Origin of the sequence: Streptomyces sp. NPDC056600, from assembly GCF_042792855.1 — a bacterium.
Taxonomy (GTDB): domain Bacteria; phylum Actinomycetota; class Actinomycetes; order Streptomycetales; family Streptomycetaceae; genus Streptomyces.
In genome coordinates this window covers 24,288-51,122 of record NZ_JBHTVQ010000008.1, presented here as the reverse complement: position 1 = coordinate 51,122, position 26,835 = coordinate 24,288, and the positions used below count along the sequence as shown (strand labels likewise).

The 26,835-nt window shown below is 72.4% G+C and carries 28 protein-coding genes; 10 read left to right on the top strand and 18 right to left on the bottom strand.

From position 1 onward, the window contains the following. Nucleotides 1-30 precede the first annotated feature (30 nt). Nucleotides 31-1,458: an argininosuccinate lyase gene (gene argH, locus ACFRAV_RS06625; protein ID WP_351112344.1), complete on the bottom strand. Its 1,428-nt coding sequence runs from the start codon at nt 1,456-1,458 to the stop codon at nt 31-33. A gap of 172 nt (nt 1,459-1,630) precedes the next feature. Here argH and ACFRAV_RS06620 point away from each other — a divergent pair, with 172 nt between their 5' ends. The 3 genes from ACFRAV_RS06620 to ACFRAV_RS06610 are packed head-to-tail and all read left to right on the top strand — an operon-like array spanning nt 1,631 to nt 3,678. Continuing rightward, entirely contained in the window at nt 1,631-2,320 is a 690-nt protein-coding gene (locus ACFRAV_RS06620; protein WP_382552208.1) for a hypothetical protein, read from the top strand. Between the two features lie 55 nt (nt 2,321-2,375). Beyond that, a complete protein-coding gene (locus ACFRAV_RS06615; RefSeq protein WP_382552206.1) occupies nt 2,376-2,963 on the top strand; it encodes a pyridoxamine 5'-phosphate oxidase family protein in 588 nt (195 codons plus the stop codon). A 10-nt stretch (nt 2,964-2,973) separates the two neighbouring features. Further along, nucleotides 2,974-3,678 (top strand): L,D-transpeptidase, encoded by a 705-nt coding sequence (locus ACFRAV_RS06610; protein ID WP_382552204.1) that lies wholly within the window; start codon nt 2,974-2,976, stop codon nt 3,676-3,678. 28 nt (nt 3,679-3,706) lie between these two features. Here ACFRAV_RS06610 and ACFRAV_RS06605 read toward each other — a convergent pair whose 3' ends face one another. From ACFRAV_RS06605 to ACFRAV_RS06575, 7 genes are all read right to left on the bottom strand, one after another. Continuing rightward, nucleotides 3,707-4,258: an arginine repressor gene (locus tag ACFRAV_RS06605; protein ID WP_351112351.1), complete on the bottom strand. Its 552-nt coding sequence runs from the start codon at nt 4,256-4,258 to the stop codon at nt 3,707-3,709. A gap of 51 nt (nt 4,259-4,309) precedes the next feature. Beyond that, nucleotides 4,310-5,479 (bottom strand): acetylornithine transaminase, encoded by a 1,170-nt coding sequence (locus ACFRAV_RS06600; RefSeq protein ID WP_382552328.1) that lies wholly within the window; start codon nt 5,477-5,479, stop codon nt 4,310-4,312. A gap of 38 nt (nt 5,480-5,517) precedes the next feature. Then, the gene (gene argB / locus ACFRAV_RS06595) at nt 5,518-6,483 is read right to left on the bottom strand and encodes an acetylglutamate kinase (RefSeq protein ID WP_382552203.1); all 966 of its coding nucleotides are present in this window, start codon (nt 6,481-6,483) and stop codon (nt 5,518-5,520) included. Next, the gene (argJ, locus tag ACFRAV_RS06590) at nt 6,480-7,631 is read right to left on the bottom strand and encodes a bifunctional glutamate N-acetyltransferase/amino-acid acetyltransferase ArgJ (protein ID WP_382552202.1); all 1,152 of its coding nucleotides are present in this window, start codon (nt 7,629-7,631) and stop codon (nt 6,480-6,482) included. The genes argB and argJ overlap by 4 nt, the downstream gene beginning before the upstream one ends. Further along, nucleotides 7,628-8,668, bottom strand: coding sequence for an N-acetyl-gamma-glutamyl-phosphate reductase (argC, locus tag ACFRAV_RS06585; RefSeq protein WP_382552200.1), 1,041 nt, complete (start codon nt 8,666-8,668; stop codon nt 7,628-7,630). The genes argJ and argC overlap by 4 nt, the downstream gene beginning before the upstream one ends. Nucleotides 8,669-8,909: 241 nt before the next feature. Next, nucleotides 8,910-9,458, bottom strand: coding sequence for a hypothetical protein (locus tag ACFRAV_RS06580; RefSeq protein ID WP_382552198.1), 549 nt, complete (start codon nt 9,456-9,458; stop codon nt 8,910-8,912). After that, complete coding sequence (locus ACFRAV_RS06575; protein WP_382552197.1) at nt 9,455-10,741, bottom strand: helix-turn-helix domain-containing protein; 1,287 nt, start codon at nt 10,739-10,741, stop codon at nt 9,455-9,457. The genes ACFRAV_RS06580 and ACFRAV_RS06575 overlap by 4 nt, the downstream gene beginning before the upstream one ends. A gap of 88 nt (nt 10,742-10,829) precedes the next feature. On the opposite strand from ACFRAV_RS06575, the gene ACFRAV_RS06570 reads away from it, so the two are divergent. Beyond that, entirely contained in the window at nt 10,830-11,651 is an 822-nt protein-coding gene (locus tag ACFRAV_RS06570; RefSeq protein WP_382552196.1) for an aminoglycoside 3'-phosphotransferase, read from the top strand. Nucleotides 11,652-12,148: 497 nt separating this feature from the next. Here the strand turns inward: ACFRAV_RS06570 and ACFRAV_RS06565 are convergent, their stop codons facing one another. After that, the gene (locus ACFRAV_RS06565; protein ID WP_382552195.1) at nt 12,149-12,577 is read right to left on the bottom strand and encodes a hypothetical protein; all 429 of its coding nucleotides are present in this window, start codon (nt 12,575-12,577) and stop codon (nt 12,149-12,151) included. A gap of 189 nt (nt 12,578-12,766) precedes the next feature. Continuing rightward, the gene (locus ACFRAV_RS06560) at nt 12,767-13,228 is read right to left on the bottom strand and encodes a nuclear transport factor 2 family protein (protein ID WP_382552193.1); all 462 of its coding nucleotides are present in this window, start codon (nt 13,226-13,228) and stop codon (nt 12,767-12,769) included. 88 nt (nt 13,229-13,316) lie between these two features. On the opposite strand from ACFRAV_RS06560, the gene ACFRAV_RS06555 reads away from it, so the two are divergent. Beyond that, nucleotides 13,317-13,934, top strand: coding sequence for a TetR/AcrR family transcriptional regulator (locus ACFRAV_RS06555; protein ID WP_382552191.1), 618 nt, complete (start codon nt 13,317-13,319; stop codon nt 13,932-13,934). Here the strand turns inward: ACFRAV_RS06555 and ACFRAV_RS06550 are convergent. Beyond that, entirely contained in the window at nt 13,877-14,521 is a 645-nt protein-coding gene (locus ACFRAV_RS06550; protein ID WP_382552190.1) for a hypothetical protein, read from the bottom strand. The genes ACFRAV_RS06555 and ACFRAV_RS06550 overlap by 58 nt on opposite strands. Before the next feature lie 610 nt (nt 14,522-15,131). Between ACFRAV_RS06550 and ACFRAV_RS06545 the strand changes: the two genes are divergently transcribed. Further along, nucleotides 15,132-17,024: a DNA/RNA helicase domain-containing protein gene (locus ACFRAV_RS06545; RefSeq protein WP_382552188.1), complete on the top strand. Its 1,893-nt coding sequence runs from the start codon at nt 15,132-15,134 to the stop codon at nt 17,022-17,024. Between the two features lie 42 nt (nt 17,025-17,066). On the opposite strand, the gene ACFRAV_RS06540 is transcribed toward ACFRAV_RS06545, so the two are convergent. Further along, on the bottom strand, nt 17,067-17,915 hold the full coding sequence (locus tag ACFRAV_RS06540; RefSeq protein ID WP_382552187.1) for a class I SAM-dependent methyltransferase: 849 nt from the start codon (nt 17,913-17,915) through the stop codon (nt 17,067-17,069). Between the two features lie 142 nt (nt 17,916-18,057). Between ACFRAV_RS06540 and ACFRAV_RS06535 the strand changes: the two genes are divergently transcribed. Beyond that, nucleotides 18,058-18,642, top strand: coding sequence for a TetR/AcrR family transcriptional regulator (locus ACFRAV_RS06535; protein WP_382552185.1), 585 nt, complete (start codon nt 18,058-18,060; stop codon nt 18,640-18,642). 283 nt (nt 18,643-18,925) lie between these two features. Here ACFRAV_RS06535 and ACFRAV_RS06530 read toward each other — a convergent pair whose 3' ends face one another. The 3 genes from ACFRAV_RS06530 to ACFRAV_RS06520 form a co-directional block, all read right to left on the bottom strand. Continuing rightward, on the bottom strand, nt 18,926-20,302 hold the full coding sequence (locus ACFRAV_RS06530) for an FAD-dependent oxidoreductase (protein WP_382552183.1): 1,377 nt from the start codon (nt 20,300-20,302) through the stop codon (nt 18,926-18,928). Nucleotides 20,303-20,389: 87 nt separating this feature from the next. Further along, nucleotides 20,390-21,193, bottom strand: a complete 804-nt coding sequence (locus tag ACFRAV_RS06525; RefSeq protein ID WP_382552182.1) for a hypothetical protein — start codon at nt 21,191-21,193, stop codon at nt 20,390-20,392. Nucleotides 21,194-21,254: 61 nt separating this feature from the next. Further along, on the bottom strand, nt 21,255-22,952 hold the full coding sequence (locus tag ACFRAV_RS06520; RefSeq protein WP_382552181.1) for a hypothetical protein: 1,698 nt from the start codon (nt 22,950-22,952) through the stop codon (nt 21,255-21,257). 201 nt (nt 22,953-23,153) lie between these two features. Between ACFRAV_RS06520 and ACFRAV_RS06515 the strand changes: the two genes are divergently transcribed. Next, nucleotides 23,154-23,486: a hypothetical protein gene (locus ACFRAV_RS06515; RefSeq protein WP_382552179.1), complete on the top strand. Its 333-nt coding sequence runs from the start codon at nt 23,154-23,156 to the stop codon at nt 23,484-23,486. A 61-nt stretch (nt 23,487-23,547) separates the two neighbouring features. Here the strand turns inward: ACFRAV_RS06515 and ACFRAV_RS06510 are convergent, their stop codons facing one another. Next, nucleotides 23,548-24,111 (bottom strand): MOSC domain-containing protein, encoded by a 564-nt coding sequence (locus ACFRAV_RS06510; protein ID WP_382552178.1) that lies wholly within the window; start codon nt 24,109-24,111, stop codon nt 23,548-23,550. 190 nt (nt 24,112-24,301) lie between these two features. On the opposite strand from ACFRAV_RS06510, the gene ACFRAV_RS06505 reads away from it, so the two are divergent. Further along, on the top strand, nt 24,302-24,820 hold the full coding sequence (locus ACFRAV_RS06505; protein WP_382552177.1) for a hypothetical protein: 519 nt from the start codon (nt 24,302-24,304) through the stop codon (nt 24,818-24,820). A gap of 60 nt (nt 24,821-24,880) precedes the next feature. Here the strand turns inward: ACFRAV_RS06505 and ACFRAV_RS06500 are convergent, their stop codons facing one another. Beyond that, entirely contained in the window at nt 24,881-25,339 is a 459-nt protein-coding gene (locus ACFRAV_RS06500; protein WP_382552175.1) for a PPOX class F420-dependent oxidoreductase, read from the bottom strand. An 83-nt stretch (nt 25,340-25,422) separates the two neighbouring features. Further along, entirely contained in the window at nt 25,423-26,508 is a 1,086-nt protein-coding gene (locus ACFRAV_RS06495) for a hypothetical protein (RefSeq protein ID WP_382552173.1), read from the bottom strand. 84 nt (nt 26,509-26,592) lie between these two features. On the opposite strand from ACFRAV_RS06495, the gene ACFRAV_RS06490 reads away from it, so the two are divergent. Beyond that, nucleotides 26,593-26,781, top strand: a complete 189-nt coding sequence (locus ACFRAV_RS06490; protein WP_382552171.1) for a hypothetical protein — start codon at nt 26,593-26,595, stop codon at nt 26,779-26,781. Nucleotides 26,782-26,835 lie beyond the last annotated feature (54 nt).

Here is a 26,835-nt window from a genome sequence, read left to right as displayed (position 1 = left end):
GACGTCAGGGCCGTGCGGCCGGAGCGGGGCTCAGGCGCGGGCGGTGGACCAGGCGTGCTGGGCGGCGACGTCCTGCTTGACCTCGGCGAGCTGGACGGCGACCGCGCTCGGGGCGGTGCCGCCGCGGCCGTCGCGCGAGGCCAGGGCGCCGGGAACGTTCAGCACGCTGCGCACCTCCGGCGTGAGGTGCTCGCTGATCTTCGCGAACTGCTCGTCCGTCAGCTCGTCCAGTTCCTTGCCCTCCGCCTCCGCGGCCTTCACGCACTCGCCGGCCACCTCGTGCGCCACCCGGAACGGCACGCCCTGCTTGACCAGCCATTCCGCGATGTCGGTGGCCAGCGAGAATCCGGCCGGGGCCAGCTCCTCCATGCGCTCGCGGTGCACCGTGAGCGTGGCCATCATGCCCGTGAAGGCGGGGAGCAGGACCTCGAGCTGGTCGATGGAGTCGAAGACCGGCTCCTTGTCCTCCTGCAGGTCGCGGTTGTACGCGAGCGGGAGGGCCTTGAGGGTGGCCATCAGTCCGGTGAGGTTGCCGATGAGACGGCCGGACTTGCCGCGCGCCAGCTCGGCGATGTCCGGGTTCTTCTTCTGCGGCATGATCGAGGAGCCGGTGGAGAAGGCGTCGTGCAGGGTGACGAAGGAGAACTCCTTCGTGTTCCAGATGATGATCTCCTCGGCGATCCGGGAGAGGTTGACGCCGATCATCGCGGTGATGAACGCGAACTCCGCGACGAAGTCGCGCGAGGCGGTGCCGTCGATGGAGTTGGCGGCCGAGCCGTGCTCGAAGCCGAGGTCCTTGGCGACCGCCTCCGGGTCGAGGCCGAGCGAGGATCCGGCCAGCGCCCCCGAGCCGTAGGGGGAGACGGCGGTGCGCTCGTCCCACTGCCGCAGCCGCTCGGCGTCCCGGGTGAACGCCTGGACGTGGGCCAGGACGTGGTGGGCGAAGAGCACCGGCTGGGCGTGCTGGAGGTGGGTGCGGCCGGGCATGGCGACGTCCGGGTGCGCCTCGGCGAGGCCGATCAGGGCGTCCTGGAGGTCGGCGATCAGCCCGCCGACGATCCGCGCGTGGTCGCGCAGGTACATCCGGAACAGCGTGGCGACCTGGTCGTTGCGGGACCGGCCGGCGCGCAGCTTGCCGCCGAGGTCCGGGCCGAGCCGCTCCAGCAGCCCGCGCTCGAGGGCGGTGTGGACGTCCTCGTCGGCAATGGTGCCCACGAAGGAGCCGGAGGCGACGTCCTGCTCCAGCTGGTCGAGGCCGGCGATCATGCGCTCGAGCTCGTCGGCGGTGAGCAGACCGGCCTGGTGCAGCACCCGGGCGTGGGCGCGGGAGCCCGCGATGTCGTAGGGCGCCAGCCGCCAGTCGAAGTGGACCGACGCCGACAGCTTCGCCAGCGCCTCGGCGGGGCCGTCCGCGAACCGGCCGCCCCAGAGGCGGACGTCACCGCTGTTGCTGCTCACTTGCTGTGCTCCTCGTTGCCGAAGGCCGATGGGGTGCGACCGAGTGGTGCGCCGTCGCCGCTATGCATGATTATGCAGTGCTCCGCATGAATCGTCAATTCACCCACGGGGATCCGCCGCGGCCACATTGTGATCTATGTTGAACATGTTCAAAAAATGTCGGGGGTGGGGCATGACGGTTGTACAGGACCAGGGAACGGACCCGGGCGTTCACCGGCGCCAGCGTGTCCTGCTGGCAGGTGCGTTCGCCTGCGTGGTGTTGGGGACGGTGTGCGCGACCTATGTGGCTGCGGGCCTCCTCTTCGTGTGTGTGACGGTGGCCGCTCCCCTGGGCATCACGCTCCGGCGCGGCCTGACCCAACGGTCGTTCACGCGCCGCTGCGCGATCCTGAGCGGCTACCTGACCGTGATGTCGGTGCTCGGCGTCTTCTTCGCCCTCTTCCCGTTCTTCCCGGCGGCTCTCCTGCTCGCGGCGGCGTCCGCGGCCGGCCCGCGCCGGGGCAGGATCGGTGGGCGCGTACTGACCGGCCTCGGAGCCCTGGTCCTGACGGCCTCCGTGATCGCGTTCCTGTGGGGTGCGTGGCGGCTGGAGATCGGCCCTCGGCTCGCCTCGCCGCACACCTTCCGGGCGAAGCTCACCGTCGCCCCGGGGCCGGGCCGGGCGGGACTCCCGACCGGCCATCTGGAACGCCTCGGGGCCACCGACGTGTTCATGCTGGGCAACGACTCGGGCTGGACTCTTCAGGTCCGCTTCCCGGACGACCTCCCCGAGGACCGCCAGGCCCGGCTGCGCGCGGCGATCGTCGCCCTGGAGGACGTGTCGGACGACGTCGAGCTCTGCCCGGTCCACGAGTGCGGCTGAATCCACTCCTCGGAATTGGCGCACGCCGCACGCGAGTTCGCAGGAAGATGACCGCATGGGTAAGTCATACGACCGGATCGACGACCGGCTCCGCGCGTTCATCGAGGCTCAGCCCGTCTTCTTCACCGCCACCGCTCCCCTCGCCGCCGACGGCACGGTGAACCTCTCCCCCAAGGGCCTCAAGGGTTCCCTGGCGGTCCTGGACGACCGCACCGTCGCGTACCTGGACTTCGCCGGCTCGAACGCCGAGACCGTGGCGCACCTGCGGGAGAACGGGCGGATCACCCTGATGTGGTGTGCCTGGCAGGGTCCGCCGACGGTGCTGCGGGTGCACGGCACCGGCGAGGCCGTCTTCCGCGACGACCCGCGCTTCCCGGAACTGTTCGCGCACTTCCCGGACATCGAGTCCGGGAACCACGGTCTGCGGGCGATCGTGGTCGTCACCGCCCGACTGATCCGCGACGCCTGCGGGTTCGCGGTGCCGTACATGGAGTACGACTCCGACCGCGAACTGCACGCGAAGCGGTTCGCCCGCGAGGACGACGAGTCGCTGAGCGCGTACTTCGCCAAGAAGGACCACATCGCGACGAGCATCGACGGCCTGCCCGGCGTGCCGCTCCCGCTGCCTCCGGTGGCTCCCTGACGATGGGCGCATGCGCCTGCGCCACGGTGTCGCCATCGCCCTGTGCCTGCCCCTGCTCGCCGCCTGGAGCGCACCGGACGCTCCCCCACCGCCGCTGCCCGCACGGATGGCGGACACCGGCGGCGGCTCCCAGCTGATCACCGCGGAGGCGGCGGCCACCGGCAGCACGACCGGCACCGTCACCTGGTGGGACCGCACCCCGGCCGGCTGGGCACGGGCGGGGTCGGCGTCCGCCCGGTTCGGGGCGAACGGGCTGGCCGACGGGGCGACCCGCCGCCAGGGCACCTCCACCACGCCCACCGGCCTGTACGACCTGCCGTTCGCCTTCGGCATCGAGCCGGCGCCCGCGGACGTCCGCGTCCGGTACCGGCGGGTGGGGCCGGACTCCTGGTGGTGCCAGGACAACGACAGCCACGCCTACAACCGGTGGAGCGAGCCGCTGGCCGCGGACTGCCGGCCCGGCGAGGCCGAGCACCTGGTCGCCTACCGCGCGCAGTACGCGCACGCGCTGGTGATCGGCTTCAACTACCGCAGGCCGGTGCGCGAACGCGGCGCGGGCATCTTCCTGCACGTGAACGGCCGTGGCGCGACGGCCGGCTGCGTCTCCGTGCCGGCCGAAGCGATGCGCCGCGTCCTGCGCTGGGCCGACCCGGCCCGCGCCCCGCACATCGCGATCGGCACGGCGGACGGGCCGACGGCGATCACGCGTTACTGACCGGCCGTCGGGCGCGCCCGACGGCCGGTCAGGGGGTGGTCCGCCGGCTGTTCTGCGCCAGCGACAGCAGGTGGTCGGCGAGGGCCTGGCCGCCGGACGGGTCCCGGCTGATCAGCAGCAGGGTGTCGTCACCGGCGATGGTGCCCAGGATGTCCTGCAGCTCCGCCTGGTCGATGGCGGAGGCGAGGAACTGCGCGGCCCCGGGCGGGGTGCGCAGGACCACGAGGTTGGCGGAGGCCTCCGCGGAGATCAGCAGCTCCCCGGAGAGCCGCCGCATCCGCTCCTCCTTGGCGGACTCCCCCAGCGGCGCGCGCGGGGTGCGGAAGCCGCCCTCGCTGGGCACCGCGTAGATCAGCTCGCCGTCGGTGTTGCGGATCTTCACCGCGTTCAGCTCGTCGAGGTCCCGGGAGAGCGTCGCCTGGGTGACGCTCAGCCCGTCGTCGGCGAGCAGCTTGGCCAGCTGGCTCTGCGACCGCACCGGCTGCCGGTTGAGGATGTCGACGATCCGGCGGTGCCGGGCGGTGCGGGTCTGCGGCACGGCGGGCCCGCCGTGCTGCTCGTGGTCCTGCGCCTGACTCATCGTGTGTTTCGTCTCCGGATCCGGTTCGTCCGTCCTCGGCGGTTCTTCCGCCTAGCGGGTCGTGGCGTCGGCCGTCGCCGTGACCGTGTCGGCGGCCGTGGCGAGGATGCCGGGGAGCGCCTGGAGGAAGGCGTCCGTCTCCGCGTCGGTCAGGGTCAGCGGGGGCATCAGCCGGACGACGTCGGGGGCGGGCGCGTTCACCAGGAACCCGGCCTCCTGGGCCGCCTGTTGCACGCGGGGTGCGAGCGGCCCGGTGAGCACGATACCCAGCAGCAGTCCCTCGCCCCTGACGTGGGAGATCGACTCGGCTCCCAGCGCCTCGACTCCGGTGACGAGACGCTCGCTCTGCCGCTTGACGTTGTCGAGCAGTCCGTCGGCGGCGATGGTGTCCAGGACGGCGAGGCCGGCCGCGCAGGCGACCGGGTTGCCGCCGAACGTGGTGCCGTGGTGACCCGGCTGGAACAGCTCGGCCGCCCGCCCGAAGGCGACGACGGCGCCGAGCGGGAGACCGCCGCCGATGCCCTTGGCCAGGGTCACCACGTCGGGCAGCACACCCTCGTGGGCCTGGTAGGCGAACCAGTGGCCGGTGCGGCCGATGCCGGTCTGCACCTCGTCGAGGACCAGCAGCGCGCCGCTCGCGGCGGTGATGGCCCGGGCGGCCTTGAGGTAGCCGGCCGGGGGCACGACCACGCCGTTCTCGCCCTGCACCGGCTCGATGATCACCATGGCGGTGTCCTCGGTGACGGCGGCGGCCAGGGCCTGCGCGTCGCCGTAGGGGACGTGGGTGACGTCGCCGGGCAGCGGGAGGAAGGGCTCCCGCTTGCCGGGCTGGCCGGTGAGGGCCAGCGCGCCCATGGTGCGGCCGTGGAAGCCGCCCTGAGTGGCCACCACGTGGCCGCGGCCGGTGAGCCGGCCGAGCTTGAAGGCGGCCTCGTTGGCCTCGGTGCCGGAGTTGCAGAAGAACACCCGGCCGCTCCGCCCGAACAGCTCGATCAGCCGCTCGGCGAGCGCCACGGTGGGTTCGGCGGCGAAGAAGTTGGAGATGTGGCCCAGCGAGGCGATCTGCCGGGACACCGCCTCGACGATCGCCGGGTGGGCGTGGCCGAGGGCGTTGACGGCGATGCCTCCGACGAAGTCGAGGTACTCCTTGCCGTCGGCGTCCCAGACCTTGGCGCCCTCGCCGCGGGCCAGCGCCAGCCGGGGGGTGCCGTAGTTGTTCATCAGGGCGCCGCTCCAGCGCTCCTTCAGTTCGGTGTCGCTCACGACTGCCCCTCCTCGTCGGCGACGACGGGCTCGTCCGGCACGACCATCGTGCCGATGCCCTCGTCGGTGAAGATCTCCAGCAGGATCGAGTGCTGGACCCGGCCGTCGATGACACGGGCGTTGCCGACGCCGTTGCGCACGGCGTGCAGGCAGCCCTCCATCTTCGGCACCATGCCGGCGGAAAGCTCCGGCAGGAGTTTCTCGAGCTCGCTCGCGGTGAGGCGGCTGATCACCTCGTCGCTGTTCGGCCAGTCCTCGTAGAGGCCCTCGACATCGGTGAGGACCATGAGGGTTTCCGCGTCGAGCGCCGCAGCGAGTGCCGCAGCCGCCGTATCAGCATTGACGTTGTAGACATGTCCGTCGTCCTGGGAACGGGCGATCGAGGAGACGACCGGGATCCGGCCGTCCGCCAGCAGCGCCTCGACGGCGCCGGTGTCGATCGCGGTGATCTCTCCGACCCGGCCGATGTCGACGAGCTCGCCGTCGATCTCGGCCAGGTGCTTGGTCGCGGTCAGGGTGTGGGCGTCCTCGCCGGTGAGGCCGACGGCGAGCGGGCCGTGCTGGTTGAGCAGGCCGACCAGTTCGCGCTGGACCTGCCCGGCGAGCACCATCCGGACCACGTCCATGGCCTCCTCGGTGGTGACCCGCAGCCCGGCCTTGAATTCGCTGACGATGCCGTGCCGGTCGAGCGCGGCACTGATCTGCGGGCCGCCGCCGTGCACCACGACCGGCTTGAGGCCGGCGTGGTGGAGGAAGACGACATCCTGGGCGAAGGCGGCCTTGAGCTGCTCGTCGACCATGGCGTTGCCGCCGAACTTGATGACGACGGTCTTCCCGCGGTGGCGGGTCAGCCAGGGCAGCGCCTCGATGAGGATCTGCGCCTTGGGCAGGGCGGTGTGCCGGCGGGTGGGTCCGCTGCTGTTCTTGCTGCTCTTGTCGCTCTTGTTCTCGGCTGTCGTCATGAGGAGTACGCGCTGTTCTCGTGGACGTAGTCGGCGGTGAGGTCGTTGGTCCAGATGGTGGCGGTCTCGTCGCCGGCCGCGAGGTCGGCGACGATGTGCACCTCGCGGTAGCGCATGTCGACCAGCTCGCGGTCCTCGCCGACGCCGCCGCTCTTGCACACCCAGACGCCGTTGATGGCGACGTTGAGCCGGTCGGGCTCGAAGGCGGCGCCCGTGGTGCCGATGGCGGAGAGCACGCGGCCCCAGTTGGGGTCCTCGCCGTGGATGGCGCACTTGAGGAGGTTGTTGCGGGCGATCGAGCGCCCGACCTCTACGGCGTCGGCCTCGGTGGCGGCGTTGACGACCTCCACCTTGATGTCCTTGCTGGCGCCCTCGGCGTCGCGGATCAGCTGCTGGCCGAGGTCGTCGCAGACGGCGCGGACGGCGGCCGCGAACTCCTGCTCGCCGGGGGTGATCCCGGAGGCGCCGGAGGCGAGCAGCAGCACGGTGTCGTTGGTGGACATGCAGCCGTCGGAGTCGACGCGGTCGAAGGTGACGCGGGTGGCGTCGCGCAGCGCCTTGTCCAGGACGGTGGAGTCCAGGTCGGCGTCGGTGGTGATCACCACGAGCATGGTGGCCAGGCCCGGGGCGAGCATGCCCGCGCCCTTGGCCATGCCGCCGACCGTCCAGCCGTCGCCGCCGGCCACCGAGGTCTTGTGCACGGTGTCGGTGGTCTTGATGGCGATGGCGGCCTTCTCGCCGCCGTGCTCGGAGAGCTGCGAGGCGGCCGCGGGGATGCCGGGCAGCAGCTTGTCCATCGGGAGCAGCACGCCGATCAGTCCGGTCGAGGCGACCGCGACCTGGGCGGCGTTCAGACCGAGGACCTCGGCGGCCTTCTCTGCGGTGGCGTGCGTGTCCTGGAAGCCCTTCGGCCCCGTGCAGGCGTTGGCGCCACCGGAGTTGAGGACCACAGCGGACACCTCGCCGCCCTTGAGGACCTGCTCGGACCACAGCACCGGCGCGGCCTTGACGCGGTTGGAGGTGAAGACGCCCGCGGCGGCCAGGCGGGGGCCGCTGTTGACGACCAGGGCGAGGTCGGGGTTGCCGTTCTCCTTGATGCCGGCGGCGATGCCCGCCGCCGTGAATCCCTTGGCTGCCGTGACGCTCACGGTGCGACTCCGATCGTGGAAAGTCCGGTGGTCTCGTCCAGACCCAGTGCGATGTTCATGCTCTGCACGGCGCCGCCCGCGGTGCCCTTGGTGAGGTTGTCGACGGCGGCGACGGCGATCACCCGGCCGGTGGCCTCGTCGTAGGCGACCTGCACCTGGACCGCGTTGGAGCCGACGACCGAGCCGGTGGCCGGCCACTGCCCCTCGGGGAGCAGGTGGACGAACGGCTCGTCCGCGTACGCCTTCGCGTAGGCGTCGCGCACGGTCCCGGCGGTGACGCCCGGCTTGGCCTTGGCGCTGCAGGTGGCGAGGATGCCCCGCGGCATGGGCGCGAGCATCGGCGTGAACGACACGCTCACCCGCTCCCCGGCGGCGGCGCTGAGGTTCTGGATCATCTCCGGCGTGTGCCGGTGGCCCCCGCCGACGCCGTAGGGCGACATGGAGCCCATGACCTCGCTGCCCAGCAGGTGCGGCTTGGCGGCCTTGCCGGCCCCGGAGGTGCCGGAGGCGGCGACGATCACGGCCTCCGGCTCGGCCAGGTCGGCGGCGTAGGCGGGGAACATGGCCAGCGACACGGCGGTCGGGTAGCAACCGGGCACCGCGACACGCTTGGACCCCTCCAGCGCGGCGCGGGCGCCCGGCAGTTCGGGCAGGCCGTAGGGCCAGGTGCCGGCGTGGGCGCTGCCGTAGAACTTCTCCCAGTCGGCGGCGTCCTTCAGCCGGAAGTCGGCGCCCACGTCGATCACCAGCACGTCGGGCCCGAGCTGCTCGGCGACGGGGGCGGACTGGCCGTGCGGCAGCGCGAGGAAAACCACATCGTGCCGTCGGCCCTGCCCGGCGAGCACCTCGGGGGTGGTCGCCTCCAGCACCCGGTCCGCCAGCGGCAGCAGGTGCGGCTGCAGCGCGCCGAGCCGCTGCCCCGCGTTGGAGTTCCCGGTCAGCGCGCCGATCTCCACCTCGGGGTGCGCGATCAGCAGCCGCAGCAGCTCTCCGCCCGCGTATCCACTCGCTCCGGCAACCGCCGCTCGTACCGTCATGGGTCCTCCCTATCGATGGCACGACTATACGGTGGCGCGCATTTTTATGCAATGAGGTGATCAGGGAGCGGACGTGGGCCTGGTGCGGTCCTGATCGGCGGGGCGAGTCGGTCGCGGCGGACGGCGCGGAACCCCAGCGCGGCGGGGGTACGGGCGGCGGCCACCGGGGGGCGCGGGCGGCCAGTAAGGGTGTCGAGGTGGGGACGCCTGCCGCGCGCCCCGGACCGTCGGCGAAGGGCTCTCAGCCGAGCAGGTCCTCCGGGCGGAGGGGGATGCCGCGCAGGTGGCGGCCGCGTTCGCGCATGGCGACGAGGAGGCGGTGGCCGTCGGCGGCGGGGACGAGGCCGCGGGCGATGGCCTCGCGCATCACGCCGACCGTGTCGAGCACCCGGATGCCGCGACGGTGGGCGTAGCGGCCCGCGTCGGCGTCGTCGGTGATCCACACGGCGGTGCGGAACTCCCGCCGGGTCTCGATGACGGCCAGCGTCTCGGCCTCGCCGAGGTGCTGCAGCGGCCGGTGGGCGAGGCCGCCGAAGACGACGCGCCGCAGCCGCTCGACGAGGGCCTGTTCGACCTCGCCGTCGACCTCGATCGGCTCGCCCAGCCAGCCCGCCCCGTCGGTCAGTGGGCCGAGGGCCGGGAGGTGGACGGCCGACCGCCGCGCCTCGTGGGCGACCGCCTGGGTCCAGCGGCCCCGGTCGTCCAGGACCTTCTCCAGTAACGCGAGACGGTCCACCGCCGCGAAGCTGCACAGGACAGTGTTGTCGGGGAACCACCAAGGTCTGCTCATGGCTGGAAGACGAGGTCGCCCTTCTCCTCGGCGGGCAGGGCCGCGGCCGACGCCTCGGGGGCCAGCTGCTCGCGCAGGACGTCGGCCTCGCGGTCCAGGTAGGCGGCGAGCGGCCGCAGCGTGGTCTCGGCCGCCTCGTACGCGTCGTAGAGGCCGCGGGCCGGGCCGGACGGGACGCGCTCGGCGACGGCGGAGGCCGTGCGGTCCTGCAGCCGGCCGGCCTCGCCGACGAGCAGGTGGCACTGCTCGGTCGTCATGCCGCGCAGTGCCTTCCTCGCCTCGCCGGAGATCACGCCGAGTTGGTGGAGGCGGGCGGCCAGCGCGCTGGGCGAGACCTGGAACCGTACGACCAGCGCGGCCTGGGTCGCCTCGGGGAGATCGGCGGGATCGGCGGAAGCGGCGAGGTCGGCCGTGCCGGCGGCCCCGGGCAGGTGCCCCGCCTTCTCCACCGCGAGCCCCACCTCCCGCTCCGGCATCAGGAACCCGGCCGCGAAGACGTTGGCGCGGACCTCGTCGTAGCTCTTCTGGTGTCCCGGCGCCAGGTGCCGCTCGGCCAGCGGCTGTTGGGCGTCCCGGGCCAGCACGTGGCCCAGCTCGTGGGCGAGGGTGAAGCGCTGGCGCGTCCACCGGTCGGTGCGGGCGAGGAGGACGAGGCGGAACGCGTCGGTGTGCCAGGCGACGCCGTCCACCCCCGCGGGCAGGCCGACCTGGGCGACGTCGATCCCGAAGACCTGGTCGACGACGTCGACCAGCTGGGGGGTGTCCAGCTCCGCCACCGAGGCCACCCCGTGGGACTCCAGCAGGGCCAGGGCTTCCCGGGCCAGCGCCTCGCCCTGGTCGACGAACCGTTCCACGCCCTCTGGCGGAGCGGGCAGTTCGGGAAGGGGCCGGGCGCGCCCGAGGGCTTCGAGCACCTCGTACGCGCCGGTGAAGCGCCGCAGCAAGGACTCGAGCGAGGCGTCGGAGGGGCTGCCGGCTCCCGGTGCCCCGCCGGTCCGCCCGTCCGGGGGTGCGGGTGGGCTGTTCCTCCCCGCCCTCGCCGCCCCCGCCGTCCTCGCGGCGAAGCTCGGCCGGAGCGGTTCGCGGCCGCTGAGCAGCCAGTCGACCGTCGTGTCGCCGAACTCCGCGACGCGGGCGAGGTCCAGTGAGCTGAAGCGGCGGACGCCGTTGAGGGACTTGGACAGCTTGTCCGCGGTCAGCCCGACCCGCTCCGCGAACGCCGCCTGACTGAGGGAGGCCGCGTCCATGACCTTGCGTACCCGGTGGTGCACAGACTCGTCCATACAGTGACGTTAGCCCCGCGTTGCGAAAATCGCAACGCCCCGTCCGGGTGGCCTTCCACTCCGAGCCGTCCGCGGTCAGGATGGGGGCGTGATCGCCGCGCCTCCCGGGGAACCCGTCGAACTCCCGCCCGCCGTCGCCGCGCTGGCCGCCGGACGGCCGGTCCGGGCGGTGTGGCGCAACCTGGTCGGCGGCCTCACCTTCCGCATCGGCGACGATGCCGGTGCGGACCCCGACGCCCCTCCGCACTTCGCCAAGTGGGCGCCCGCCGGTTGCGGGTCGGACCTCCCGGCCGAGGCCGTCCGGCTGCGCTGGGCCGCCTCGTACACCGCAGTGCCGCCCGTGCTGGCGGAGGGCGGCGACGCGACGGGAACCTGGCTCCTCACCCGGGGCCTGCCGGGCGTCTCCGCCGTGGACGAGCGGTGGAAGGCGGACCCGGCGACCGCGGTCCGCGCCGTCGGCGCCGGGCTGCGTGTCCTGCACGACGCCCTCCCGGTCGCGGACTGCCCGTTCGACTGGTCGGTGGAACGGCGACTGACCAAGGCGCGGTCCCGGGCCGCGTCGGGTGCCGTGGACCCTGCCGCATGGCCGCCGGAACTGCGCCGGCTGGGCACCGTGGAGCGCGCGATGCGCCTGCTGGAGGACCCGCCCCCGGCCGACCGCCTGGTCGTCTGCCACGGCGATGCCTGCGCCCCCAACACCCTGGTCGGCGACGACGGCGAACCCGCCGGCCACGTCGACCTCGGCGCCCTGGGTGTGGCGGACCGCTGGGCCGACCTGGCCGTCGCCACGTGGAGCACCCACTGGAACTACGGCCCCGGGTGGGAGGAAGCCCTGCTCGACGCCTACGGCGTCGAGGCGGACCCGGAGCGGATCACCTACTACCGGGTGCTGTGGCAGCTGACCGGCTGACGACGGAGCCGCCCCGCCCGCCCGAGCCGTCCCACAACCGCGCGGGCGGCCCTCCGCCAGGCCGCCCCCTGCCCGGTGCGAGCACGCCGGCAGAAGTCGAGCCCTGAGCACGGCGGGGCGGCCGACCGGGGATCGAAAGTTGGCATGTACGCCCTAGGCGGTTCCGGCCGCCCTATCACCTGCTGACACCGAACGGCGCTCCGCGTTCGTCCTCGGCTACCGCCCGGTCAGCTGACGTCGCGGGGCTCCGGCCCGACGGCACCCGCCGCCCCGCCCTGGTTCTCCGGGGCGGGGCGGCGGGGAAGCAGCCTTCGCCCGCACAGTCGTGGGCGTAGCTGGCGGCTGCCTCGGTGGGTTGGTTGATCAGCGCCTTGCCCTTCGCCACGCTGGACGACGGCGCCTGTTCGGTCGTCGACGTAGGCGAGGGCGAAGTCACCGGACGACGGATCGATCGTGAACATCGCGCCGAGGAGGCCCTGCCGGAGACGGAGACCGGTTCAGAACCGCCGGAGCCAGGCCGCCGCCCCGTGCCCGACGAGCAGGTACACCCCGGCCGGCAGCGCGAAGTTGAGGAAGGTCCGGAAGACCTCGGCGTCCATGCTGAAGATGTCCTGCGACCACCAGGCGAGGCCGTCGGCGGCGTCCTTCACGAAGTCGACGAACACGTTGCCCTGGTTGGCGTCGAACAGGTACAGCACGATCCACAGGCCGAGGAAGGCGGCCGCGATGTCGGCGATCGTGTGGATGACCAGGGCGGCACGCAGCTGCCCGGTGCCGTCGCCGCGCGGCCTGACCACCGGAGCCGGGGCCGGAGCGGGTGGGTCCGTCAAGTGGGCCGGCTCGGCAGGCACGTGCCGCGGGGTGGTCTGGCGCAGGTCGCGGTCGTATCCGTGCCGCTCCGGCGGCAGTTGCCCGTAGTCACTCATGGCGGTCCCCATCCGGCGCGGTCACGGCGCCTGCGTTGTTGGTCCTGGTCTTGATCTGCCTCGAACCGATTTCTCGGCTCCGCATCGTTCAGCAGAAGTCGGACGCACTGGCCGAGACCGGGTCGAGGAACGGGAGGGATCCGGTGCAGGGCCTGTGACCGTCGGGTGGAAGCGGGCGGCCGCGCAGGCCTAGGCAAGGGGGATGTCAGCCCCGTGCTCCTCCGCGGCCCGGGGGCCGCGGATGCGCCGGTCGGCCTCCGCGATGGCGACGTCGTTGATGCTCGCCTCGCGCCGCCGCATCAGCCCACGTCCGTCGAACTCCCAGAGCTCGTTGCCGTAGCTGCGCCACCATTGGCCTTCCGCGTCGCGCCACTCGTACTGGAAGCGCACCGCGATCCGGTCGCCGTCGAAGGCCCACAGGCTCTTACGCAGCGCGTAGTCGAGCTCGCGCTCCCACTTGCGCGTCAGGAACGCGACGATCTCCTCCCTCCCTCGGACGAAGACGTCGCGGTTGCGCCAGACCGAGTCGGGTGTGTACGCCGACGCCACGCGCAGCGGATCGCGGGTGTTCCAGGCGTCCTCGGCGGCCTGGACCTTCCGCAGGGCGGTCTCCCGGGTGAACGGCGGGTAGGGCGGTCGATCGTCGGTCATGTCAGCCTCCTCCAGGTGGAGAACGCACGTTCTCCACGCCTCGCCGACTAAGGTAGAGAACGCCCGTTCTCGACGCAAGGAGTCGCCGATGCCCGCCCCACTCACGGAGGAGCAGAACCGCCGGGCACGCGAGGACCTGCTGGACGCGGCGGAGAAGCTGTTCTACGAACGGGGCGTCCAGGCCGTGGGCATGGACCAGGTCCGGGCGGCATCCGATCTCCCCCTGAAGCGGATCTACCGCCTCTTCCCCACCAAGGAGGACCTGGTGGTGGCGATGCTGCGACGCCGTGACCTGCGCTGGCGCGCGAGCCTGGCCGATCGCGTGGAGCAGGTCACCGATCCCCGGGAACGCGTCCTGACGGTCTTCGACTGGCTGGCCGACTGGTTCGCCGAGCCCGGCTTCCGGGGCTGCGCCTGGATCAACGCCCATGGCGAGCTCGGCTCTTCCTCCCCCGCCGTCCTCGCCGAAGTCCGCTCCCACAAGCGGGCGTTCCGCTCGCAGATCGCCGAGTGGGTGCGCGCCGCGGGGGCGCCGGACGCCGCCGACGCGGTCTTCCTGCTGGCCGAGGGTGCCGTCGTCACTGCGGGCATCACCGGGGATCCGGCGTCGGCCCGGCAGGCGCGGTCGGCCGTGGCGGCACTGCTGGCTCAGCAGGGCGGCGAGACGACGGACCCGTCCGGTTCCGCTCCGGCCTCGATCTCGTAGAGCTGCCCCGACGGGATGTCGGACCCCAGGCCCCGGCCGTACGTGCGACGGACTTCCTCCGCGCTGGTGAAGTACAGCGTGACGACCCGCGCGCTCCCGTCGCCGCCCTTGGTGAAGCACACGTCCTGGTGCCGACTCCCGGCGCCAGGCGGGGGTGCCGGAAGTTCCATCGGCGGTGGGACGTCGGAGGGTTCGGGGTACGCGAAGTACCTCCACCCGTCCGCGCGCGCCACCCGGCGGTAATGGGCGATCACCTCTTCCGCGGTACCGGGGTGGACGAACAGCCGCCGCGCCGAGAGCCACGCGTCACCGCTCTCGTCCGAGCACGAGGAGGAAACCGCGGCGTCTCCCCCGGCCGCCTTGGCGCCGGGCGGCGGGGAGGCCAGCAAGGGCGTGTCCTCCAGCTCTCGCATCAGGCTCTCCGTCCCCTCGCAGCCCTCGAACGGGGACAGCACGGAACACCCGACCGGTCCGCCGGCGAGCAGGACGACGGACAGCAGCAGGCCGACCACACGGCCGGCCCCTGCGGGAGGTCGGCGCCACGGCCGCACGCCGTCGGCGGTGCGGACGAGGAGATCCTCATGCACGGAGTCACACTCGGGCGCCCTCGCGTCGCCCTCGCCGCGAACACTCGTGACAAGGCCCATGCTCCGTGACTCCCTTGATCACCTGATCACCTGATCACCGCGGACAGGTCGGCGCACGGTATCCGGCCCCCGGCCGTCGAGCAACTGGCTGACCTGCGCGGGGCCTTTCGGTCTGGGTTGAGGAAGTCAGGGAGGCGCCCAGGGTCACCGGAGACCCCGGCGGTCCTTGCTCCAGATTGTCGCCGCTTCTTGCTGTTATCGCTTTGTCTGACGAAATGGTCAGACTCCACCGTCGCGAACGCTCGGCAACTCGTCACGCCAGAGATGTCGTGAAGTCGCTGAACGGCGCCCCGACGATGTGCTGCTGTTCCGTCTCCCGTCGTGCCCGCGTGCGCTTCCTCCCGGGCACGGCCGACAAGGACGAGCCGCGCGTCGCCCTGTTCCCCGCCCCCGGTGAGCTACCTCCTCGACCGTCGGGTGTCACACGCGCCAACTCGTTTAACATGAGACCACGTCATATGCGGCCCGACGGGCTTCCGGTCCATGACAACGGACCAACGGACATGCCCCCACCCGCACGAGTCTTCTTCGTGCTGCCTGGGGGCATTTCTTGTTGTTCCGCGAGTCCGCCGCGTCCGTGGCCGCCCGCATCATGGACGGATCGCTGCCTCTGCAACTGACGGACAACTTCGTGCACCAGCACAACCGTCGCCCCGGCACCTCGGAGGTCCGGTCGTGGGAACGCAGTCTTCCCGCCCTCACGAACGCTCTGCTCGAGGCGGGGCTCGGCGACGTCGAGATGATCATTGAGTACAGCCTGCCGCTGACCAGTCGGCGAGTGGACGCGATACTCGCCGGGCACCATCCGAGGACGGGTGAGCCCTCCTACGTCGTCGTCGAGTTGAAGCAGTGGAGCAGCGCGTACCCGGAGGAGGACGAACCGCTCCTCTGCCGCATCGACGCCTACCCGCGTCCCGTGCTCAACCCGATCGAGCAGGTTCGCGGATACTGCGAGTACCTCCTCGCCTTCAACGGCGCCCTGGAGAAGACGCCCGAGGCGCTGGCCGGCGTGGCCTACCTGCACAACGCCACCGAGTTCGGCGTGGCGGGGCTCCGGGACGTGCCCGAGGGGCCGCACGGCCGCCTGTACACCGGTGAGCAGCGGGGCGCCTTCCTCGACCTCCTGCGCGGCAGGCTCGCGCCCACCCCTGGGGCCGACGCCGCCGACGCTCTGCTGAGCGGCAGGATCCGCCCGTCGAAGCAGTTGCTGTCCGTCGCGGCGGCCGAGATCCGTGACCGTGAGCAGTTCGTCCTGGTCGCCGAGCAACGGCTGGCCTACGAGCTGGTGATGAAGGCCGTCCGCACGGCGCAGCGATCGAATCACAAGGAGGTGGTGGTGGTCGCCGGCGGCCCCGGCTCCGGCAAGAGCGTGATCGCCCTGTCCCTCCTGGGTGAGCTGTACCGACGCGGCAACGCAGCCCTGCACGCCACCGGCTCGCAGTCGTTCACCAAGACCATGCGCAAGGTGGCGGGTGCCCGCAAGCCCGAGGTGCAGGGGCTGTTCAAGTACTTCAACAGCTTCATGGAGGCAGAACCCAACGACCTCGACGTGCTGATCTGCGACGAGGCACACCGCCTCCGACGGACGTCCGCCAACCGCTACACCAGGGCGTCGCTGCGCACCGATCGCCCCCAGATCGACGAACTGATCGACGCGGCGCGGGTGCCGGTGTTCCTGCTCGACCAGCATCAGGTCGTCCGTCCCGGCGAGCTGGGCACCGTTGACGAGATCAAGGCCGCGGCCGCCGCGCAGGGGTTGCGGTGCACGGTGGTCGAGCTGGACAGCCAGTTCCGTTGCGGCGGCAGCGACGCCTATGTGGCGTGGGTCGCCTCGCTCCTCGGCCTGGACGGCGAAGGCCCGGTCGCCTGGGAACCGGACGGCAAGGTGGAACTGCTCACCGCGGAGACGCCCCAGGAGATGGAGGCGTTCCTCTCCTCCCGTCGGGAGGGCGGCTACACGGCCCGGATGACCGCCGGTTACTGCTGGCCGTGGACGAAGAAGGTCACCCCCGACATGACGGCGCTGCCCGCGGACGTCGTCATCGGCGACTGGGCCCGGCCCTGGAACGTCTACGGTGACCGCTCCGTCCTGGGCGCCCCGCCCGCCGCGCTCTGGGCCACGGACCCGGCCGGCTTCGGCCAGGTGGGCTGCGTCTACACCGCTCAGGGCTTCGAGTACGACTGGTCGGGCGTCGTCATCGGCCCCGACCTGGTCTGGCGTACGGATCGCTGGGTCGTCGACCGCTCCGCGTCCAAGGACCCGGTCTTCACCAAGGCGACCTCGGACGACGACTTCGGACGCCTCGTCCGCAACACGTACAAGGTGCTCCTGACGCGCGGGATGATCGGCACGGTTGTGTACTCGACGGACCCCGAGACCAGGGAGAAGCTCAGGTCCCTCGTCCCCGGGTCCGTCGGTACCGACTGCTCTCTGCGCGTCTAGGCCTCCCGCCCGCCGACGGGGCTTCGGGCTACCGCCCTGGGATTACTCGGGGCGGTCGGCGACGACCAGCCACGAGGTGCTGAGCAGCCGCACTGTGCCGTCCTCCGCGCCGTGGTCCCGCAGATGGCCCGTCAGGACCTCGTGCGCCCGCGCCCTTCCGGCCCGGTCGGTCTGCGCCAGCAGGTGCCGGCCGGGTCCCGATCCCAGCATGAACCGCGCGGCGTCCTCGGCGCCGTGCCCCCATCTGCCGTACGCCTGGGTCCGCTCGACCGCGACGTCGGTGAACCCGGCCTTGCCGAGGACGTCGAGGACGCGGTCCCGGGCGGCCAGGGAGAACATCCCGGGGAGGCCCGGCCTGCCGAGGTCGCCGACCGGCAGGACGTCACCCAGCGAGGCGAGGGCCGCCACCCACTCGTTGAGCGGCGGGTCGGCCGGGCAGACGAAGGCCAGCCGCCCGCCGGGGCGCAGGGCACGGGCGATGTTGCCGAAGGCCGCCACGGGATCGGCGAAGAACATCACCCCGTACCGGCTGATCGCCGTGTCGAAGGCGCCGGGTTCGAAGGCGTGTACCTGGGCGTCACCCTGGATGAACGAGGTGTTGGCGACGCCCTCCCGGTCCGCTCGGGACCGGGCCTCCGCCAGCATGGCGGCGGAGAGGTCCAGTCCCACCGCGTTCCCCGCGGACGCCCGGAGGGCGGCGAGGCGGGTGGTCTGCCCCGAGCCGCAGCCGAGGTCCAGCACCCGATGGCCCGCCGAAATGTCCGCCGAGTCGAGCAGCGGCTCGTTGAAGCCCTCGTTCACGGCGTTCCAGCGGTCCTGGTGGCGGGCCCAGTGGTCGCCCTCCGGACCGTTCCACGCCTGCGCCTGTTCGGTGTTGACGACTTCCAACACGAGTCCCCCTGGAGACGGATTGACGGAGCGCGAGGTTTGGGCGCTCGCCCAAACAGTATGGGCGAGCGCCCATTCTCACAACCCCGGTTAGAATCGGCCCTGTTGAAGTCAGCAAGCGACAGGGAACCCGGGAGGCCGATCCATGGCACCGCGCGGAGTGGCCACTCCGGACGTGCGCGAGAGGCTGTTCACGGCCGCCGAGCGCGTCGTCGGGAGGGACGGCCCGGGCGCGCTCACCAGCCGGGCCGTCACCACCGAGGCAGGCTGCGCCAAGGGCCTGCTGCACGCGCACTTCGCGGGGCTCGACGAATTCGTCGCCGAGCTCTGCCTGGACCGCCTGGCGCGGACGGCGGCGAAGGCGCGGGAGCTGTCCGGCCTCGTGGGCCGGAACACGGTCGAGGAGAACCTCGGTACCGTCGCCTTCGTCATGTTCGACTCGGGAGGACCCGCCCTGGCGAGCCTCGCCATGGTCCGCCCCGCGGCCGCACAGCGCTTCCGTGAGGCCCTGGCGGCAGGGGCCCCCGGCTTCACCGCGATCGAGGGGGCCGTCGTCCGCTACCTGGATGAGGAACGGGAGCTCGGGCGGATACCTCAGCGCCTCCACCCGCACACCGCCGCCCTGGCCGTTGTCGGGGCGGCCCACCATCTGCTGATGACCGCCTGGCCGGGCAGCCCCGATCCCCGGTCGCGGATGGAGCGCCTGGTGGCGGAAATGGTGAAGGGGTAGCCAGGCCGGAGACCTTCCGCGCGGTCACCCGGACGGCCGACCGGAGGACGCGTCCGACTCGGCCGGCGGTCCTCGCCGCGGCGCTTCCGCGAGCGCTCGCCCCGAAGCGGCTCCTCCCCCTCTTCGATCAGTTCGGCGGTGCCGCGGACGTCCACCGGGTGGTACGGGTTCTCGACGTCCTGGACGGTGAGACTGACCGCGGCCTCCGGCCGGGTTGCGGGCCTTCAGTGCTTCGGGTCGAGGTCGGCGCCGCCCCGGTCCGGTCCGGTCCGGTCCGGTCCCGTCAGGACAAGTTGCCGAAAAGATCGTTGAACGCCTCGGTCATCGACGGATGGGTGTAGATCCCGTCGCGCAACACGCTCGCGGTGGCACCGAGCCGGAGCGCGACCGCGAGCGTGTTCACCGTCTCGTGCGCGTCGTGGGCGAGCATCGCCACGCCCAGCACCTCGTCGGTCTCGGCGTCCACGATCGCCTTCATCATGCCGCGCGCGTCACCGACGATCTTGGCGCGCGGCACTGTCGCCATCTCGGCGACCTTCCGTACCGCGGTCTTCAGCGGCCGACCGGTGGCACGGGCCTCCGCCTCGGTCATGCCCACCCGCGCGAGCGGCGGGGTCGTGAACACGACGTGCGGCACGAAGGCGCGATCCGCGGTCGACCGCTCGCCGGCTCCGGTGAGCTGGTCGCGCACGATGCGGAAGTCGTCCAACGAGACGTAGGTGAACTGCGGCCCGCCGTTGACGTCGCCGACGGCGTACACGTGGGGCAGCGTCGTGCGCAGGTGCTCGTCGACCACGACCTCGCCTCGCCGGCCGACCTCGATGCCGGCCTCCGCCAGCCCCAGCCCGTCGGTCATCGGACGCCGGCCCAACGCGGCGAGCACGAGTTCCCCCGCCGCCGTGCGGCTCGCCCCGTCGGCCGCGCGGTAGGTCACCACGGCCCGGTCACCGTCGTCGGTGACCGCCTCGGCGGTCGCGTCGGTGAGGACCGTGACGCCCGCCGCCGTCAGCAGGGCCCGCACCTCGGCGGCGATGTCAGGGTCCTCGGCGGGCAGCAGCTGCGCGCCACGCTGGATCACGGTGACCTTGGCGCCGAAGGCGGCGTACATCGAGGCGAATTCCACCCCGACGTAACCGCCACCGAGGATGACCAGTTCACGCGGCCGCTCGGTCAGTGCCAGCAGCCCGGTACTCGTCACCACCCGTTTCGAGTCGGCGAGGCCGGGGATGGGCGGCAGTCGCGAGACCGAGCCGGTGTTGATCACGATGGTGGCGGCCCTGACCGTGAGTTCGTCCCCGCCCGCGGCGACGACGAGGGTGTGCGGGTCGACGAAACGGGCCCGGCCGGTGATCACGGTCGACGTCTCGGGCGAGTCGAAGAGCTGGAAGTTCTTCGCCCGCATCGCCTCGACGAGGGTCGTCTTCTTCTCGGCCGCCTGGTGGAACCAGGTCGCCGCGTCGACCCGAGGGTCGGGGTGCTCGGCCTGGAAGATCATGGCCTTGGTCGGGACACAGCCGGTGTTGATACAGGTCCCGCCGTACATCTGATCGGACTGTTCGATCAGCATCACCCGCTTGCCCGCCGTGGCCAGCGCCCCGACGAGCGTCTTGCCACCCTTGCCGAAACCGATGACAGCAAGATCCACCTCGGTCGCGCCCATGGGGCTCAGGCTAGACGGGGCCCTCGTAGAGCCCGGGCATTGAACCCCGCGTGAACGGGTCCCATGTCGCGTCAGTGGGCTGTCGCGTCAGTGGGCCCAGGGCAGGCGCAGCGCCTCGAGGTCGGGGTCGTTCAGCACCGCCTCGACGAGGCCGGGCGGACCGGCGATCTTGGTGCCCCAGAGGTCGTAGTCGGTGCACAGGACCCAGGAGCGGTCGGCTGCCCAGAGGTTGGACGGGCTGAAGTCGGCCTCGGAGCAGTCGTACAGGACCTCGGCGTCGCCGAGCCGGCCGACACGGACGTCAAGGGCGTCGACGTCGTCGAGGTCGCCGAGCAACAGGGGGCTGTAATAGGCGAGACAGGGGGTGTGCGGGCCGGCGGGGCTGTGGTCGGCGAGGACGGCGATCAGCCGGGTCCAGGTCTCGCGGTCCAGGCTTCCCTCGGCCGGCGGGACGACGCCGAGGGGCCAGCTGCCACCCTTCTTTGCCGAGGGGAAGCAGCGGAAGCACGGCAACAGCCCGTCCGGCACGACCGGGTCGCCGGTCCGCCGCGCGAGTTCGGCCCAGCGCAGCCGTCGCCAGGCGGGGCCCGGGTGCCGGGCCCGGCCCAGGCCTCCGCCCGTGGCGACGCCCACGGCGTCGAGGTCGATGTCCCCGACGACGTGCCGCTGCACGGTCCCGTCCGCCGCGCTCGCCCGGTGGTGATCGTCGTACGTGACCTCGCCGGGCCCGCGCTCGTGCTCGTACATGGCGTTGAGCACCCATACCGCGTCGGGCATCGCCGGGGGCATGAAGCCGGTGATCCCGTCGCCGCACAGTTCCCGCAGCCAGTCGGCGGCCCCGGACGGCGCGGGCGGCCACTGGCTCTGCAGGGGGCTCGCTTTGTCGGACATGCGGCCCATCGTCGCAGGTCAGTTCACCGTCTCGGGCGGGCGGAGACCGTGGGGGTCGCCGTCAGCGTCTCGTGCGGTGGTCGGGTGAGGGGAACGCGCCGAAGGGCGTGGCGTCCGGGCGGGTGGTCATGGTCGGTTGGGGCTCAGCGGGTTGCGGTCTCCACACCGCCGGCCCGGTTCCCCGCCGCAGGACAGGACGCACGGCTGCCGGAGTCGCGCAGCAGCGGCAGGTGTCCGCCCTGTGCCAACGGTGCCATTCGAGGAGGTCCCGCACGCGGGCACGCACGCCCGCGTGCCGGTTGTGGAGTTGGCCGCGCAGGAGGGGGGCGCTGTCCCGCATGCCGGTGAGGGCGGTGGCGCGCACACGGGGGTCGGGGTCGTCGGCGAACGGTTGCAGCGCCTCGTCGGGGAGGGCGCGAAGCAGCCGCAGCGCCGACAGGGCGCGGGCACGGATCGCGGCGTCCGGGTGGCGGGTGAAGGTGCGCAGCAGGGCCGCGTCCTCCGCGTGCCCCTGCTCGGCGAGGCCGATCACCGCGGCGGGGCACACGGCGGCCGGGTCGGTGCACAGGGCCAGGTAGTGGGTGCGGGGGGCCTCGCCCAGGGCGCGGAGGCCGCGGCACGCCGCCACGCGGACGCCGCCGGAGGGGTCGGTCAGGTACCGCAGCAGCTCGCCGCCCCGGTCGGCCTGGTCGCTCTCGCTCAGCCGCGTCACGGCGGCGGACCGCACGTAGGTGTCCTGTGCGGACAGCAGTTGGCCGAGGACGGTGTCCGCCTCGGGGTGAGCGAGGACGGCGTCGCACGCGTGCCGCCGGAGCTTCCGGTACCCGTGCGCGACGGCGAGTCCGGCCAGGTCCTGGGCGTCGAGCAGCTCTGCTTCCACCGCCGAGGCGAGCACGTCGAGGCGGGGGCCGCACGCGCGGTCGGCGTTCAGACGGGCGAGGACCCGGGTGCGGGCGTCGACGACGTCGGCAGGGCTGCCGGACGCGAGCGCGAGGCGTATCGCGGTGCGAACGGCGTGTACCCGCACGCTCTCCACGGGGTCGTTCGCCGCCACCTCCCAGGCCCGTGCCAGGCCGAGCCGTCCGTGGGCGGCACCCGCGCTCAGGCCGGCCAGACGGGTCTCCTGTGCACTGCCGGACAGGAGTTGGGTCAGCGCCTGTCCGGGCAGCCCGCCCGGACGGCCCAGCACCGCGTCCCGAACCCAGACCCCGTGGCGCCACTGCGCCACCAGCACCGCCAGAGCGGCCAGGGTGGCAGGTTGCCGCGAGGCGACGAGGTCCGCGGCGGCGAGGGCCTGGTGGGCGACGGCGCGGGCGAGGTCCCGAACCCGCCGGTGCGGGTCCGCGGTGCGGATCAGGACGAGCGGCAGGAGGGAATCGGGCAGCGTCCCGGGCGCGGCAAGGCCGAGCGCCGCCATGCGGACGCGCGGGTCGACGTGACTGAGGCACAGGGCGATCTCGGACGAGGTGGGCGGCGAACTCCAGGAGGGAGCGCCGGCAGCACCTGGGCCGTCCTGCCAGTACGGTGCCCGGCTCCAGTCCGCGATCTCCCGTCGGTCGAACCACCGGAAGCCGACCCGTCGCCTTCCCTCGGATCTCCAGGTGCCGAACTCCCCCGCGGTGCTCACGTGCACCTCGCTGTCGAGGTCGACCCACTCCTCCGCGGTCCATGCGTCGGCCGACGACGTCACGCTCCTGCCGTGCAACAGCCGTTCGGCCGGGGTGTGGAGCTGGGTGGGGCCGAGTCCGTACGCCGTCATGGACGGACTGTAACGCGGGCTGCCACCCGCTCCACCAGCGGTTTTCCCGGGCGGCGGTGGCGCGGGCCTGGCAGGATGACGGCATGCTGATCCGAAGGACCGATGCCGCGTAGGCGTCCGAAAGGGCTGCGCGCTGAGCGTTGGCGGCCCGCACGAGGCGTCCCGGTTCGTCAGGTCCGCGGTGTTTCCGCGGCGACTCGCGTGGCGATCAGGAGGCTGGAGGAGGAGCTCCTGTGGCCGGGCGCTGTCGCCGCCGACCTGGCGGAGTGCCGGCGGTATCTGGAGAAGCCCGGGCGCTTCCTGCCGGATCCGGAGATGAACTGCAGCCACTGTGATCCTCTGGTGGCGCGGGATTGCCTGGAGGCCGCGCTGCTGCGGCTTCCCCGTGGTGCTCGGACAGACCTGGGCAGGATCGTGGCCAAGCTGGACGCCGAGTTCGACCGCAGGTTCGTCCCCCTCAGCCCTCACCTCGTGCTGACGCCACCGTTCGGAGCGTGCGGACATTGGCGGCGGCGATTCATGGAGAACTACTGAGGGCGGCGAGAATCGCTCCCTGCTCGCCCCGCCCGACCTCGGGCTGTTGCCCGGCCCCGCCTCAGACGCGTTCCAGCGGCCGGTGTGGGTAGGGCGGAAGTTCCACGGTGACGGCGTCGCCCGGGCGGACGGTCCCGTTCTGTCGCACCACGGCCATGACGCCCGCCTTGAAGGTGAAGTCACCGGAGGACGGGTCGATCGTGAACATCTCGCCGAGCAGGCCCTGGCGAAAGTCGTTGATCTTCGCGCACGGGTTGCGCAGCCCGGTGACCTCGATCACCGCGTCCTGTCCGAGGTGGAGCAGGGTGCCCGTCGGAAGGCCGAGAAGGTCCACGTCGCGGGTGGTGATGTTCTCGCCGAGCTGGCCGGCGGAGACGTCGAAGCCCTTCAGCGCGAGCTCCGCGAAGAGTTCCTCGTGCATCAGGTGGACCTGGCGGAGGTTGGGCAGCTCGGGCTCGTACGTCATGCGGAACTGGTGGCGGATGGTCCTCCCCGCGTGGACGTCGCCCTCCACGCCGAGGCCCTCCAGCAGCGTGACGGACGACTGGTTGGGCTTGCTGAACGAGTACTCCGCGTTGCGGCTCACCGCGGTGATCCGGCCTTCGGCCATGGCGTAGTCCCCCATCTGTCGTCGGTCTGCGGCGGCCGATCATAGAGGGCGTCGCGGTCACGTCCGCCGGGGATGCCGCGGTGCACGGCGGTGGCATGATGACCGGCGAGCGGGCGGGGGCCGCCGACATGTCGCGTCCCGGCAGTACCTGCGGTCCCGACAGTCCTGGCAGGCCGTCGCGCATCCATCGGAAGGACCCCCAGTCATGGCCGGAGCAGTTACGGAACAGGGCCGGTGCGGCCGCGCCGTCGTGCGAGGCGCCGGCATGCGGCGGCGCCGTCTGCCGCTCGCGACGGGCGCCTTGACGGCCCTGACGACGCTCATGGGCTGCTCAGGCCCCGGCAACGGCCCCATATGCACGATGATCGGCATGGACTCCGGTGTCTCCGTGGGGTGGCGGACCGCCGACTTCCCCGACGAGGCCACGATCGTCCGGGTGTGCGTGGACGGCAAGTGCAAGGAGAGGCTCTCCGTCGATGCGGATGGTCCCGTGCTGCGGCTCACCGTGCCGCTCAAGCAGGACATCGGCGGGAAGACGGTCACCGTGCGGTTGACGGTGACAGCGGGAAAGGACGAGCGCGTCGTCACGACGGACACCCGGCGGGTGAAGCTCACGGAGCAGCACCCCAACGGCGTCTCCTGCCCGCCCACCGCGTGGACGGCCGCCTTCCGCGCCCACCCGTCGAAGGGGCTCATTGCTCCCAAGGGCCTCTCCCCGCGGTGACGGTGGCGGGGCTGCGGCCTCAGCGGGCGCCGGCAGCGCCGTGTGCCGGCCCGTCGGGCGCTATCCCTCGACGTCGAGGGCCGTGCCGTAGAGCCGGTCCGCCTTCAGCCGGATCACCACGCGCCGCTCGGCGACGAGTTGCTCGAGGAACGCGCGCTCGTCCTCGGGCTTCGCGCGCTCCGGGACCATCGCGAGGAGTTCGCGACCGACTTCGTCACCCGGTTCCGTCGTGACGTCGGAGACCTCGGCCTCGCCCTCCGCCACGGCGAACGACCAGACGTCGCCGCCCTGGACGTGGAGCGACGCCCGCGGGTCGTGCCGCAGGTGCCGGAGTTTGACCCGGTCGGCGGTGGTCGAGAAGCGGGCGACGCGGGCCTCGGGGTCCCAGTGGTACAGCATGGTGGTGAGGTGGGGATGACCGCTGCGCTTGATGGTGGCCAGCGTGCCGAACTGCTGACCGCCGAGCAGGTCGGAGAGAGCGTCGTCGGACAGTGCGCGGGGTGCGGGTCCTTGAGTCATGACGGCACCAACTCCCGACTTCTGTCCGCTATTTCCGGCAGTCGACATGGACCGCATGGACCCTCGGATCCGCGCGGTCAGGGTCAGCGTCCGTCGAGTGCCCAGAGGTGGATCGCCGACCGGTCCTCGGACACCGTGCACCACTGGCCGGGGCCTGCGCCGAGCGGACTCCCGTGAACGGTGAACGGGTAGGAGACCGGCCCGCGCACGGTCATGGCGGACGGGTCGAGGAGCCAGTGCCGCGGGATCGCTGCCTCCCCGTGGACCTCGCTGCCCACCACCGCCGCGTCGTCGTACGGGAAGGCCGCCTGGTAGCCCCACCAGACCTGGTCCTCACCCGGTGCGGGCGGCACGGCGTCGTCGTCCGCGGTACGGGGGCAGTCCCCGGCCGCCCGGCGGAGTTCCCCGCCGTCCTCGGCCCGGAGGAGGGAGAGGGACCACTGCCCCGGGTCGGTGGCCAGGACGTGCCGGCCGTCAGGGCTCGCGGCGAGCAGCACCGTCTCGTCCAGTCGGCGGAAGGTGAGGGTCCGGCCGTCCCAGTGCCCCCACAGCGCGGGCGACTCCTCGTCGCCCTCGCCGACGGTCAGGCCCATGCGCGCGGGGTCGGGGTGCGGTGTGTGGAAGCTGGAGCCGACGGTGCCGGTCCGCGCGCTTCCCAGGAGGGTGCCGGCGGCGGCGTCCAGGACGACCCACTCCTCTTCGTGGTCCGCGTCCGGTCCGCGGCAGATGTGGGCCCACACCAGCTTGCCGTCGGACGAGAACGCGGCGGAGGCCCGGCTCGCGTGGGCGTGGTGCCAGTCGTTCGCGTACTCGTCGAAGGAGAGGTGCGCCGCCTCGCACACCGCTTCCGACCAACAGCCGTGCCGCAGTTCCCAGCGCACGGCGCCCGTGGGGTCAACGGCACGGACGGCGTGCACGCCGGAGAAGACGGCCAGGTCCCCCGTGGGGGACACGGTCACGGTGCCGTAGCCGCTGGGCCAGGGTGCCGGTATGCGGATCTCCGGAGCGCCCTCGGCGTCGAGGTCCAGGACGGCGACCTCCGCGTCGCCCCGCTGCACCAGCAGCCTCCGGCCGCCACCGGGCGGACACAGCACGCCCAGATGCTCGAGCCGGTCCGAACTGCCCAGCGGAACGCGGACGGTGGCGAGGTGCCGGGCGGTGACGGTCACGGGCGTGCCCCCACGGACGTTGCGGACGATGCGTGGGGGATCGTGCCACAGCCGCCAAGGCGCTCGTGGGGAGGGGAGTTCGGGATGACGGACGGACAGGGCGACGACGGGTACACCTGCGGGTGGCTGCGGGACGCCCACTGGGGCGCGGAGGGTCTGCGTGGCCTTCCTCCGACGGACACGGCGGAGGTGGCCGCCTGGGCGGCGCCGGTGCGCCGGGCGCTGGAGGTGGCGCACCGGTACGGGCTGCCGACCGAGGCGGATCACTGCTGACCGGGGACGGCGGACCGCCCTCCCTTCTCCCGGGTGGACGACCGCTTCTGGCGA